Origin of the sequence: Neobacillus endophyticus, assembly GCF_013248975.1 — a bacterium.
Taxonomy (GTDB): domain Bacteria; phylum Bacillota; class Bacilli; order Bacillales; family Cytobacillaceae; genus Neobacillus; species Neobacillus endophyticus.
This window is the reverse complement of the sequence record NZ_JABRWH010000002.1, coordinates 262565-275031: the sequence shown is the minus strand read 5'-3', so window position 1 is coordinate 275031 and position 12467 is coordinate 262565. Positions and strand designations below refer to the sequence as shown.

Here is a 12467-nt window from a genome sequence, read left to right as displayed (position 1 = left end):
CATTTCTAGAGTAAGAAATGCGTTCTTCTTAATGAATTGGGCCAGATTGTTAAACAAGAAACCATATAAATAAAGGGGTTTTGAGTATAATTTTTAAAATTGGTAAAATAGAAGCGTTGTCAATTATACATACCAAGAGGGGGTTGTTTTGTATGGATACTCAAGTATCTACGAAAATGAAAATACTAAAGCCAGCTAATGAAGTTTTTGAAGCTATAGTGGATCCTGAAAAAATCGGGAATTTTTGGTTCTCGAGAAGCTCTGAAAGATGGGAACAAGGCAAGACGGTTACTCTGAGATACAACGAATACAATGCTCAAGGGGACATAAAGGTATTGGAAGTAGAAGAAAATTGGCAAATCGTGTTCTCGTGGGGGGGATATAGTCAAGAAACTGTTGTTAAAATTACGCTAAAAGAGTTGGATAGTTCGACTACAATTATTGAAGTTAACGAATCAGGTTTGAAAGAAGATGACCCCGAAATTGTAAACAAAATGATGGGACAAAAAGAAGGTTGGGTATATACGTTAACTTGTTTAAAGGGTTACTTAGAAAATGGGGTGAATACTTTAAGAGCATCATTAGCATTCCTGTAGATGGTTATTTTTCGACTTTGAAAAAAATAGGGCCCCTCAGTAAGATATGAGTATAGACACCACTCTAACTCACAACTTTAGGAGGAACCCTACTATGAAGTTTAAAATGCAAAACAAACAAAATCAACTGATAGAAAGAATTTCCGTTAAACATCTTGTTGTTGGCGTGGATATTGCCCAACAATTTCACGTGGCCAGAGCCGTAAATTTTCGTGGAATTGTAGTCGGAGATCCCCTTAAATTCAAAAATAATGAAGAAGGATTTGCTAGTTTACTTGAATGGATTAAAAATCTTCAAAGATTAAACAACCTAGATGAAGCTATTGTTGGGATGGAACCAACTGGGCATTACTGGATCAATCTTTCAAAATGGCTTTCTAATCAAAATATTGAGGTAGTAACGGTAAACCCACATTTAGTAAAAAAGAATAAAGAAAACCGTGATAATACTCAATCAAAAAGTGATAAAAAAGATGCCTTAGTTATCGCTGATATGGTAAAAAACGGTTACTACTCTGAAGTTAGGTATACATCAGAACCATTTGAAAAACTAAGGGTTCTGATGTCTAACCGTGATGTAGTAGTGAAACGTCTTGTCAGCTCTATTAATCAATTGAACCGTTGGGTAGATATTGTCTTTCCTGAACTCCGACAGGTATTTAAAGATATTAAGGCTAAAGGGGCAATCGCAACCCTTCGGTTATTCCCATCCCCTATGGGCTTAGAGACTATGCAGCCTCACGAGGTTATTACTGGGTGGAAATCAGTGATGAAGAGGCAGCCTGGATTAAAAAAGGCCCTATTACTCCTCCAGTTAGCTAAGAAATCTGTCGGTACTAGACAAGCACTCGATGCTTATAAATTCCATTTAAATCAGTTATTAGAGGAATATGATTTAGCTGTAACACAACTCGAAAGAGTTGAACAACAAGTTACTGAAGCATTAAACAAAATTCCTTTCGCTAAGAAGTTACTCACCATTAAAGGAATTAGTGACATTTCTTTAGCTGGTATATTGGGTGAGGCAGGAGACTTAAGTCAATTTTCTCATGGAAATTCACTTCTTCGTCATGCTGGATTGCATTTAGCGGAAGCAAGTTCAGGTAAATGGAAAGGCCAAATTGTCATTTCAAAGCGAGGACGTTCCAGACTAAGGCGATTCCTTTACTTAGCTACAATGAGTCTTGTGATGAATAACCCAGAATTCCAAGCATTACATTCTCATAATGTCAAAGTTAAAAAAATGAAGAAAATGAAATCAATTATGAAGTTAATTGGCAAGTTGGCAAGGATCTTTGTAAGTATATCTAGTCGAAATGAATCCTATTGTCCTGATAAGCTCAAACCATTTTCACCAATAGCAGCCTAATAATTTACAGAATTGAAGATTGTTCGTCCCCTTGAAATAAATAATATAGAACACTTATATTAACCGAATATTGGCTTATTCGTAGGATTTCAAATATGTACGGAGTACCAGATTTATTGAACATAAGGGCACTGACCCATCAGATTAGCATGACTGGCCTCCACCCCTTGGATAGGCATGACGAAGGAATGATAGGGCGAATGACCCGTTGAGACATGGGAGGGAAAGCCTCCAGGGGCGGCGTGGAGCATGTACATTATATGGTAAATTGTGGAGTAACACTTTACTCCTCTATTTAACTATGCCTTCACAAAGCCTTAATGATCTGAAATCATTTCTTTTATCCGTTAAACCTAATTAAAGGAATATGAAATCCTGCGAATAAGCGAGTATTCGGGAGAAAATCGAATTAAACTGAGGGAGTTCAATAAGCATTTACAAAAAATTCAACCGTAATAAACCCTGCGCGAATACAGGAACCATCATTTGATTGGGAGTACACAGTATCTCAATTCACCCAAAGTGTAGTAGCACATGAAATGGGGCATGCTTTTGGGCTGCCTGCCAACAAAATGCTGAAAAGATAGGTTAGGAATTGTTTTTGAGTGCCAGGTCCATAATTTTGAAGTAATAGCGGAGGATGTCTTGAAATGCAAAAAAAGTGTTATTGTCAATAGAAAATAAAGTACTAGATTGAAAAATAAAGTATTAGATCGGAAAAATATAGTTTTAGACTGGGAAAATAAAGTCTTAGACTGACGATAGCGTTATCGGGCAGTTTAGTGGAATAAAGGGTAGACTTAAATAGTTTTACAACCCCCATTTTATGGTATGATTTGGTATGGGTGAACTCAAGTGTAAAGCGTAATTGATTACTTTCGGGGGGATGTTTATGGAACAGGGTCGTTATTTTCTTGAAATTGCTCTTGAAGAGGCAAAGTTCACATTTGATGAAGACGCTATTCCGATTGGGGCTGGCCTTATCTTACTAAAGAATAATGGAATAATAGCTACGATTATGATTAAGGAGGTACCGTGTAATGCAATTGGCTAATGGGGAGCACAAGTCAATCGGAAACAATCAGTATTGACAAGAGTGGGCATCTACTACGTGGTCTTTTATGCGGCTTGGTTGTTCGTCAGAACTTATCTCAATGTCAATTCGCAAACGGTATTCTGGGGACTTTGCTTTGTATTCGCTAAAATAGTAATATGGGTTCTACCCGTGATTTTATACATCAAGATAGTGGAGAAGGATGATTGGGTCACATTCCTGAAAATGAACAAAAAAATTGAAAACTGGCGTTGGTTCGTTATTCCACTGGTACTGTTAGTGATTTATCAGGTTCTTGTTAATAGTGTGATATTTAAACAGCCATTTTTCCACATGAAATCCGGGTTTTCCGAATGGCTAAAAGCCGTGATATTTGCTGGAATGATTGAAGAGTTATTGTTTAGAGGATTTTTCCTCAATAAACTTGCGTCAAGAATGAACTTTTGGAGGGCAAATTTAGTTACGACGATAATGTTCATCTTTATACACTATCCTCTATGGTTATCTCTAAACAAATCGGCATTTGATATTGCAAGCAACTCTGTCTATATAGGAATTATCTCATTTGCGTTAGGATACATCTGGAAAAAGACTAACTCTCTTTGGGGACCCGTGCTGTTCCATACCTCTAATAATTTTTTCATAATTATTATTGGTCTTTAGCTCGAAAACTGCCGATTACCGGATACTGGGGGAAATATATAGTTGAGCATTAGTGGCTGTAATCAATTTTCCAATTCACGGGATTATGCTATCTGAGATACGCTAGCGCAATAAAGCAGCCGCATTCTAAGACTTTATTTTTCAAGTCATAGAATTTAATTGAACAAAGTGGAAAAATACGTTAAATTATTTGAATATTATAACTATTGAGGGTGAAATGTTGATAAATTATAATGGACGTAAATTTGTTTCAATTGAAAATACAGCAAACGGAGAAGTTTCTTCAAAAACGATTTTTGAATACAAACAAGAAGGGAACATCCTCTCAGCAACATATAGTGGAGGAGAAATTGTTAAAGGGACACTAATTGGATTAGTAAAGGACAATAGCAGTTTACAGTTTAGATATAACCATGTAAACACAAGAAACGAAATAAGAGGCGGTCAATGTTACTCTACTCCAGAAACCCTCCCAGATGGAAGAATTAGATTACATGAGAAATGGAAATGGACAGATACTGACCAAAGTGAAGGAGAATCCATAATTGAAGAATTAAAATAACCTCCTATTCAACAGGTACAAGAGTTGAAGATATTACGGTGCCACTTTTGATGGATATTTTCTTATTTAAATAAACCAGCCAATAGAAACTATTCAGTTATTCCATTATAGGGCGCAAGAATTGAACAACGATGGACTGTTTTCAGCAGTCCATCTTTTCAGGTTGTTAATCCGTTAAATGGCAGTTTAGCGAAAAAAAGTAGCTGAAATATTATGTTGTCCTTGACCCATGGTGCATCAAATAAAAAAGCTAGGAATCGTTCCTAGCGTCCAGTTTCTGAAAAATTATTTATTACTCCTTTCCTTTGCAATCGATTCTCGGTCACTTGCTGTTGGAGGCTGTTCCAACCACCCATTTTTGATCATAAGCTGGGCACCGTCTTCGGCAAAATGCAACAGTTCTGCCATGAAACGCAAGTAATCTACGCCTATATCCCTTCTGGCATTCACGCTGAGCGCCGACCCGTAATAAGAAAGGCTAAGTTGCGTCGATAATTGGATTTGAAACATCATGTATTTATCGGAAAAAGTCGTCGACGTGGAATTCGTGATCATCGATTGCCAGGAAAAAGGCGAATTTAAATGATCTTCTTCCAAGACTGATTCAAATAGTTTAATGTGTTTATTGGCAATACCGAGACCCCGTTTGAAATGTTCGCGTGCTTCATTCGAATGGGCAACTTGAATAAATCCAACTTTTAACGCCGCATGCAAGTGCATTTTGAGCATGTTAAAGGAAATATCGCCAATTTCAATCGCATTCAGCGGACGGCGCCTCCCCAACCAACCGGTTAAAAATCCTTGTCGCTGGACAAAATCGATTGCATCGGGCGGTGTCAACACAGGAGGGCGCGTAAACAGTCCTTTTGAAAGCATCAAATGAATGGATTGATCAAAAAGCGCCATCGTTTCTGACATGCAGGTGATGTAATATTTCCGTATGTCAGAACGGACAGATGTACTAACTGATAAGGCATAGCCGGTTAATCCCTGAAGGGTCATAACATAGAGATAATTCAGGTAAAAAGGATCTTGAAAAAGGCGTGGCGCGTGAATATTCACGTCATCGGTTTCAGTAAATCCTCGCGGTATCGGGTGTTGTTCAAGGGTCATGAATTCGGTAATGGCTTGGATATGCTGCTCCGATAGGTCAAGGGCAGTTCGGTAAATCGTCTGAACGTCAGGATCATCGATATGTTTAAGAGCATATCGAAAGAAACACTTGTTCATGGTATCTGTCTGGTATTGTGTCCAAAGGCTTGCCATTTCTGGAGCAGTTAATCGAATTGGGTTATTTGTCTCCAAGGTTCATCCTCCGATTTACGATAATAGTTAGTGTTTTTTATTGTTTTCTCAAAGAATGAAAAATATGTAAAATTTTGAAACTCTAATAATCACAAGATTTTACTAATAAGTGATAATGCATAGATATAAAAAAGAATATTTTTGATTTTAATTTTTTTCTAAAAAACTACTTGGTTTGAAACCGGTTGAGTAAATTCAGTTTATGCTCGTGATAAATTTGTAGCGAAACGGGTAGCATAACTTCAATAACGATATTCAGCAAAACCAGCTAATAGTTGTCAACATTTTTCAATGAAAAAATTAAAATATAGATGATATACTAAAAATGGGTATGCCAAATAACCTTCCTCATCTTCAAAATTGGAAGGTTTTGCTTTGTAATGTTAAATATAGTTTTTAAGCTAATTCTTGGAAAGTGGTTTTGTTCTTTAAAAGCGCATAAATCAAGTGTAGAAGCTTATTAACACAAGCGATAAGTGCTACTCTATAGGGTTTACCCTCGTCGCGTTTTTTATCGTAAAACTCTCTTAATTTTTTATTTCGAGGAATAATGGTATCACTCGTCTTCTGTTTTCGGGCATCTCGAATTCCACAGTATACAGCCATATATAATGCCTGCCTTAACCTTCTAGATCCTCTCTTTGTTATACGATTTTTGGTTGCTGTAAATCTTCCAGAAGAGTAAACGCTAGGATCTATTCCTGCAAAGGCAACTAACTTTTTAGGGTGATTAAACCGATCTATTTCTCCTATTTCGGAAATGATTGTTGCCGCAATCTTTTCTCCGATACCAGGAATAGATTGGATAATCTTATATTCTTCAATTTCTTTAGCAAGGGTATCTATTTCTGCTTCTAGTTGTGATAGATGCTCTTGATATTGAAGAACGATGGTAATTAACATCTTTAGGTTAAAAATATGACTTTCATACAAGTTATTTTGAAATGGATTTCGTAATGCTGCTTCAATAAGCTTTTGTGCTTTTTCTTTTGCCCACTTTTCAGAACGTCTAGTACATAACGATGCAATCTTGTTGGTTAATACAGATTCGGTAGTATTTAGTACATGTTCAGAAGTAGGAAATAAGGAAAGAGTCTGTAAAGATACTTTTGAATATAAATCACCAAAGACACCTCTAAATTCAGGAAATACCTGATCTAGCACTGTTAGAAGTTGTACCTTGGTTTGTGTAGAGATACCCGTAATTATCTCTTGTTGTCTTGTAAGATTACGAAGGTTTAAAAGTTGAAGCCCTCTTTTCTTATACGGCTCAACTTCTTCTTTATAGAATAGTTCGCATAGATGATAGGCATCGACAGCGTCTGTTTTTACTTTTCTTAAACTTGTACTCCGTGCTCGATGAGAGATAAGGGGGTTCACAATAATATAAACATATTGTTGTTCCTCCAAAAATTGAATAACAGGAGAGTGGTAATGCCCTGTTGATTCTAAGATAACCGAAGGTTTCTTACCATCAGCTACTCTTTCAATCTCTTTTAAGAATCCTAATAGATACTCAAAACCCTCAACAGTATGCTTTACACTAAAACTTTTACGATAAGGTTGACTCTTATCCAAGAATGCTTGTACCTGACTTTCTCCTTTAGAAACATCCAGACCTACTACTGGATTCATGATCATCTCCTCCTTAGAAAATAAGATTAGTCGGTTGTCCCTAGAGCTGCTTGTACTATCATAGGTTCGCTTGTTAAACGGGATCTGTGTCCCAACCAGCCTGAAACATGCTTATACAAGTAGGGAGTGAACAGTTTTGCGGACGGGATCGAGTCCCACGGGCGCTACGTTCTACTCCGACTACCGCTATAATAAAACCAATTAAAAAAAGTTCAACCAGTAAAAACTGGTTAAACTTATATTACGATCGGGCGCAATTCTGCAGTAAGAATTGTGCTCTTTTTTTATGTTAAAGATCAGAATGTAGAATATCACGTTTAAAGGTATGGATATCCGTGTGCACAAGGTTGTCCTGCCTGTTTCCTTACACATCCATGCACAAATAACATATTGTGCATATGGATTCAACCTTTGACGTTTCCTTTCACATTGATGCACAAAATAATACATTGTGCATTGGAATCATCTTTAGACGTTTCCTTTCACATTGATGCACAAAATAATACATTGTGCATTAGAATCATCTTTTGACATTTCTTTGCAGCCCAACTATGAACTAAGTTCCGATACATTTGTTGGTCCATTGATTAACACCAGTTTTGTCATCATTGATAGAATTTATCTCGTATTTCCATTACTTCATTACTCGGTAAATTTAACTCTTTTGAAATTTCTTCAATCGTTTTGTTCTCCATTAACAATCTAATCACTCTGATGGCTTGATTTTTACCTTCATTTCTACCTTCATTTTTACCTTCGATTTTACCTTGATTTTTAAGTTCTTCTTCATACGAAAGCATAATACCACCCTCCCAATTATTAATTTCCTCTTGCTTAAATTTGGTTTGGAGTTCGTTAGATAGCTTAATACTATTATCCATGAAGAACAATAGCGCAGCAACATATTTGATATCTAACTCGTCCATTTCTCTACGTTCTGCGAGGATTCTTAGCATTTGTTTTTTAATATCGTACTTGGTTTGTTCATCCTTTGCTTTTACTTGCCATGCTTTTTTTGCAACAAGAACGACATAACTAAACGGATTTGGTGATTTTATTAACTCAGCTTCGATTTGATCTTTAATCTTATACGTATTAAATTCATATTTTAATTTTGTGCCAAAGAAATCATAAATATAAGCATTAGGCATATAATCTTCTTTATCGTTTGTATAAATTGCTAAAGCGTATATATTCTCCCCATAGTAATCCAGAATTCGATAAAAATATTGAAACATTCTTTTATCAAATTCCGAATCTTCCCATCCTTGTACCTCTAAATGGACTAAAATCCTAATTTCACGTTTATCTTTCAGATAAACTCTATATAGGTTATCTGCCTTTCGGTTCTTGGCTTCAGCATTCGGATACAACTTCTGGAGTTCTCGATTTAAATCTTCTGGTTTTACTGACCAATCCACCATTTCTGCTAAATCTGGGGCAAAAAAGGTCAAGAAATCTTCAAAAGTTGAACTAATTATACGTTTCCATTGACCATCGAAATCAATTCGATTATATGACATAGTTACTCTCCCATCCTTGATTACTATTTTTTCTCTCTTTTGTTTCGAATGTTGCTTTTCTGCATGCATGTAAAAGACCTTAGTTTGATTAACGGGTTCTCTTTTCGGAAAGAAACTTTTTGTAGAAAATAATATTGAAACAACAATTTTGATTTATGGTTCTTTTCCCTAATTATAGGGTATTCTTTAATTTTTGTTAAAAACAACTAGATTACGGAATCAGTTTTTTTATGATAGACGAGGAAACCTCCCCAATGATAGGGAGGTTTCAGTCTATATTCTTTGCAGGATTACTCCGCATATATCCTTTTTTGGCATGAAAGAAAGTCATATGATTACTGATCGTACCTGTTTCGAATAATTCATTTATATAGGTAGTCACTGCTAATGCCGCCATTTTATTAACGATCAGACGTTGAGGTTCCCGTGCCACTATGTTACTACAAGCCACTTGGGAAGGCGCAATCTCGTCTTTATCCGCTAGAATATCAGGAAACATTTCTGCCACAGCCTTAAGTATCGTTTGTCCGTCCATTTTTAGACCGCAAACCACCTGCCCGCTCCAACCTGTAGAATTAAAGGTATCTAACTCTTCCTCCGTCCATTCTTGCTTAGGACGATTTGGATAGTCAGCAGGAACAATGGCAGCTTCCGACCCAACATCTAGATAAAGACAACGGCCCGCTTTCTCAAAGAATTGATGCATGATTTGACGGCTGTAGTTGTTGTCTACGCAACCTATTATGATTGGTAGATACAAAGTATCATAGGAGTGCCCTATACGCAGATAATCGGTATTAAACAGTTGCATGAGTGATTCTACATCTTCAATGTAATCTTTCGAATAGGAAGCAATATCGACCTGATAGGCAGCGCGATATCGTCTTGCTAGAACATCAGCTTTCTTTTTGCCGACTTCACCCTCTAAAAACAATTGGTTTAATAGGTTATGAGGTTCAACTATATCTGGATCTGCTATCAAATATTGCCCTCTTATTTGAAATATAGAGAGCAATTGGGCGATATGAGAAACAACATTCGAACCAGTGGCTCCCGTTCCCACTTGCACAATGAATGGGAATATTTTTCTTTTGTGTTTTATTAATTTAATCGTCATATTATTTTACTACCTCCACGACACTTAGATCATATTTTTGTGTTGGCACTTTCGTAAATGGATTTTCAAATACACGCCAGGGATTGATTTCAATGTGCTTATCCAATTCCTTGCTAAACGTCCTACAAGTAATTTCAGGAAAAAAGTGATCAATATTCCCCACAATTGCATAAAGAATAGGGGAACGTTCACTTTCATCATCCTGCGAACTTGGAAAAGGGGACATTGTATGATGACTATGAATTTCAAGCACCTTTACAAACCTCTTATCTATTAGCTTCATAGCTGTGACAAGAGAATCCTCCGTTGGATCAGCCCAATATTTATGGACGGTTTGTTCCGGAATCATCATGAAGAATTCTTCTTCATCAAAATCTAAATAAACGTCGCCGTGTACCTCAGTGCCATGCTCATCTGAAAAGTGTTTTGCTATAGAAATAAACTCCGCTAATAAGGAGAAAGGGATTTTACGGGTAGAAAAAGAAGAGTCTTTCGACTCTTCTTCCATGTTACAATCTTCAAGATTTGCACCTTTTTTCTTGGCTTGTATGATCGGAAGTACAATGTTTTTCTTTTTAATGAAAACCATTGTTGTCATACCAGCTACAAGTTCTGCAAAATCTTTCTCCATCCGTTTTCTTAAGCTTTCCTCATCCACTTTCTTCATTTCGGATTCCCCATCTTTTTTCTGGGTCGGAATACCATCTGTCAATTCCTCAACCGTAAAGTAATCCGTAATCGCTATTTCTAACCCGAAATATTTGATTGTGGTCTGTTCATCGACCTCAAACTTATCTCCACCACCTGAAGAAGTGTTACTGTTCGGAGTAGTAGAAGAATTCTTATTCGCGGTTGCTCTTTTTTGGGCTTCTGCGATACTCTTCTGCATTTCCTCTTCTTCACGCTTTTTCTTTTCACTATACTCGTCTTCAATCCCGAAAAGTGAAAAAATATCAGTTTGCTCTATTGTTTTAGTCATTTTAAATTCCTCCCAATAATCATTCATAATTTAGTAGTTTAGTAGTAAAAAAATCTCAAAGTTTGTTTAACTTTCTAAAGAAAAGTAATCATTAAAAGTTTGCCCGATTGGTACCAGCAACTCATCATGAAAGTCTTTATCCTTTAGTGATTGAAAAATTTGTTTTACACTCTGACCTTCCGTTGTAATACCACCATAATCTTCACCAAACGGTGCTGAAAAGAATAGATTATGCATGGTATCAAGCTGACTAAGGCATTTTATAATAGGCATTTCATTGGTGCCCATGCAGACCTTTGAATTATCTTTATCGACATTTGAGAAGGGGAAGTAATATAAGGGGGTTTCCCCATTAATACGGTTCCTTTCCTCTCGAACAGCTACAAGCTGCATATATCGAATCTGATTTTTATAAATGTCATACTTGATGATCATTTTTGGAAAGCCAATGTGAGTTTGTTCATTATCGTAAGTCACCAGCCATTTTCTTTTTGGTATTTCGATAAACACCTCAAAGCCATTCAGCTTAGAAACTAACTTTGTACAATTTCTTGGTAGAAAAGGAGTTTCTGTTCGCTGACCTTCCGTGGCTGAATCCGTTAAACATCTGATCACATCGGATAGAGACATTTTGTATTCGCCAAGGACAACTCCTTTTTCCGTTTGTTTAGTAACGGAAACATAGTCACTAAAATTACGCAGTCTGTCCGTTAGCTTGATTAGAAATTCCATTTCTATTTTCACTCTCCAATATAAGTTTAGTAGCATTCTCGGTTGCTAATCGTCGAATTTCCAACACATTCTTCACTAGTTCATGTAACATTCCAGACCAGTGGACCGAAATCGCGAATCCAGTTTTATCAGGAAGAATAAAGGAATCTGCTTCAACAGGAAGAGTACCGCCAACACGGGTTGAGGCAGTGATCGCCGCTTCAAGTTCCTTAGAAAAAGAACTCTGTAACACAGTTGCCAGAACGGTATCTTTTAATAGTAATGAGTACTCTGAAGCTTCTATGAACTCTGCATATTCCTCTGGAAAATCATCGCCATAGCCATACAGTTCGACTCTTTCAAACAATTCCTTAAAACCATCGCTCATTATCTCCAAAGAGTGGTCATTGGAATATTGGACATCAACCATAAAAGACTTAATATGAATCTTCTCTTTTACGTTAACACCTGCATCATAAAATAGTTTCAGCATGGCCAAATTAGAAATCGAATACATGTATGACTGATGTTCATATACGCTCATTTCAGACATAAATATCCCCCTCCATCAGATGAAAATGATCTCATCATCTGTATGAAATTGTTTGTTTTTATCATGATATAAACGGGCTATAGCGTCCTCTATACTTGCATATGCCATAAATGGATTATGGGGGTCTACGAAGAAATACTCATCACTATCATCTAATTGAGTGAGTGGGAGTTCATCCATCGCATCAAGTGATTTGAGAACATCGTTGTACGAAAAAGATGTAAAATCTATTTCCTCAAGGGGATAATGATTCCACATGAATCGAATAACGTTGATAAATCCGCTTTTATCGCTTACTCCTTTTGAAGTCTTATCTCTAAATTGAAGATGGGCTTCAAATTTACTAATATCAAATTCCAACATATTCACCTCTATAAAAAAACAGGAAAGTCTAAAAAGG

General features: G+C 36.5%; 13 protein-coding genes. 5 read left to right on the top strand and 8 right to left on the bottom strand.

The window, feature by feature from the left end:
- The first annotated feature begins 152 nt into the window (after nucleotides 1–152).
- The 5 genes from HPT25_RS27455 to HPT25_RS27435 all read left to right on the top strand — a co-directional run bounded on the left by HPT25_RS27455 (nucleotide 153) and on the right by HPT25_RS27435 (nucleotide 4244).
- Nucleotides 153–596 (top strand): SRPBCC family protein, encoded by a 444-nt coding sequence (locus HPT25_RS27455; RefSeq protein ID WP_173071930.1) that lies wholly within the window; start codon nucleotides 153–155, stop codon nucleotides 594–596.
- A gap of 94 nt (nucleotides 597–690) precedes the next feature.
- Nucleotides 691–1965, top strand: a complete 1275-nt coding sequence (locus tag HPT25_RS27450; protein ID WP_173071928.1) for an IS110 family RNA-guided transposase — start codon at nucleotides 691–693, stop codon at nucleotides 1963–1965.
- An 892-nt stretch (nucleotides 1966–2857) separates the two neighbouring features.
- Nucleotides 2858–3019: a tRNA-specific adenosine deaminase gene (locus HPT25_RS27445; protein ID WP_173071926.1), complete on the top strand. Its 162-nt coding sequence runs from the start codon at nucleotides 2858–2860 to the stop codon at nucleotides 3017–3019.
- A gap of 225 nt (nucleotides 3020–3244) precedes the next feature.
- Complete coding sequence (locus tag HPT25_RS29435; protein WP_217270022.1) at nucleotides 3245–3682, top strand: CPBP family intramembrane glutamic endopeptidase; 438 nt, start codon at nucleotides 3245–3247, stop codon at nucleotides 3680–3682.
- 220 nt (nucleotides 3683–3902) lie between these two features.
- The gene (locus tag HPT25_RS27435) at nucleotides 3903–4244 is read left to right on the top strand and encodes an avidin-fold protein (RefSeq protein WP_217270035.1); all 342 of its coding nucleotides are present in this window, start codon (nucleotides 3903–3905) and stop codon (nucleotides 4242–4244) included.
- Between the two features lie 285 nt (nucleotides 4245–4529).
- Here HPT25_RS27435 and HPT25_RS27430 read toward each other — a convergent pair whose 3' ends face one another.
- The 8 genes from HPT25_RS27430 to HPT25_RS27395 form a co-directional block, all read right to left on the bottom strand.
- Complete coding sequence (locus tag HPT25_RS27430; protein ID WP_173071919.1) at nucleotides 4530–5549, bottom strand: DUF3231 family protein; 1020 nt, start codon at nucleotides 5547–5549, stop codon at nucleotides 4530–4532.
- 396 nt (nucleotides 5550–5945) lie between these two features.
- On the bottom strand, nucleotides 5946–7184 hold the full coding sequence (locus HPT25_RS27425) for an IS110 family RNA-guided transposase (RefSeq protein WP_173071917.1): 1239 nt from the start codon (nucleotides 7182–7184) through the stop codon (nucleotides 5946–5948).
- Nucleotides 7185–7789: 605 nt separating this feature from the next.
- A complete protein-coding gene (locus HPT25_RS27420; protein ID WP_173071915.1) occupies nucleotides 7790–8707 on the bottom strand; it encodes an RpnC/YadD family protein in 918 nt (305 codons plus the stop codon).
- 268 nt (nucleotides 8708–8975) lie between these two features.
- Entirely contained in the window at nucleotides 8976–9824 is an 849-nt protein-coding gene (locus HPT25_RS27415) for a ThiF family adenylyltransferase (RefSeq protein WP_173071913.1), read from the bottom strand.
- A gap of 1 nt (nucleotide 9825) precedes the next feature.
- Nucleotides 9826–10803, bottom strand: coding sequence for a Mov34/MPN/PAD-1 family protein (locus HPT25_RS27410; protein ID WP_173071911.1), 978 nt, complete (start codon nucleotides 10801–10803; stop codon nucleotides 9826–9828).
- 66 nt (nucleotides 10804–10869) lie between these two features.
- Nucleotides 10870–11535, bottom strand: a complete 666-nt coding sequence (locus HPT25_RS27405) for a hypothetical protein (protein ID WP_173071909.1) — start codon at nucleotides 11533–11535, stop codon at nucleotides 10870–10872.
- Entirely contained in the window at nucleotides 11498–12067 is a 570-nt protein-coding gene (locus tag HPT25_RS27400) for a hypothetical protein (protein WP_173071907.1), read from the bottom strand. The genes HPT25_RS27405 and HPT25_RS27400 overlap by 38 nt, the downstream gene beginning before the upstream one ends.
- Before the next feature lie 15 nt (nucleotides 12068–12082).
- Nucleotides 12083–12430 carry a hypothetical protein gene (locus HPT25_RS27395; RefSeq protein WP_173071905.1) on the bottom strand — a complete coding sequence of 116 codons (348 nt, stop codon included), beginning with the start codon at nucleotides 12428–12430 and terminating at the stop codon, nucleotides 12083–12085.
- Nucleotides 12431–12467: the final 37 nt, after the last annotated feature.

Bases quoted from the DNA above. Each gene is read 5' to 3' on its own strand.
- HPT25_RS27455 (WP_173071930.1), top strand. From the start codon at position 153: ATGGATACTCAAGTATCTACGAAAATGAAAATACTAAAGCCAGCTAAT.
- HPT25_RS27450 (WP_173071928.1), top strand. From the start codon at position 691: ATGAAGTTTAAAATGCAAAACAAACAAAATCAACTGATAGAAAGAATT.
- HPT25_RS27445 (WP_173071926.1), top strand. From the start codon at position 2,858: ATGGAACAGGGTCGTTATTTTCTTGAAATTGCTCTTGAAGAGGCAAAG.
- HPT25_RS29435 (WP_217270022.1), top strand. From the start codon at position 3,245: ATGAACAAAAAAATTGAAAACTGGCGTTGGTTCGTTATTCCACTGGTA.
- HPT25_RS27425 (WP_173071917.1), bottom strand. From the start codon at position 7,184: ATGAATCCAGTAGTAGGTCTGGATGTTTCTAAAGGAGAAAGTCAGGTA.
- HPT25_RS27420 (WP_173071915.1), bottom strand. From the start codon at position 8,707: ATGTCATATAATCGAATTGATTTCGATGGTCAATGGAAACGTATAATT.
- HPT25_RS27415 (WP_173071913.1), bottom strand. From the start codon at position 9,824: ATGACGATTAAATTAATAAAACACAAAAGAAAAATATTCCCATTCATT.
- HPT25_RS27410 (WP_173071911.1), bottom strand. From the start codon at position 10,803: ATGACTAAAACAATAGAGCAAACTGATATTTTTTCACTTTTCGGGATT.
- HPT25_RS27405 (WP_173071909.1), bottom strand. From the start codon at position 11,535: ATGGAATTTCTAATCAAGCTAACGGACAGACTGCGTAATTTTAGTGAC.
- HPT25_RS27400 (WP_173071907.1), bottom strand. From the start codon at position 12,067: ATGTCTGAAATGAGCGTATATGAACATCAGTCATACATGTATTCGATT.
- HPT25_RS27395 (WP_173071905.1), bottom strand. From the start codon at position 12,430: ATGTTGGAATTTGATATTAGTAAATTTGAAGCCCATCTTCAATTTAGA.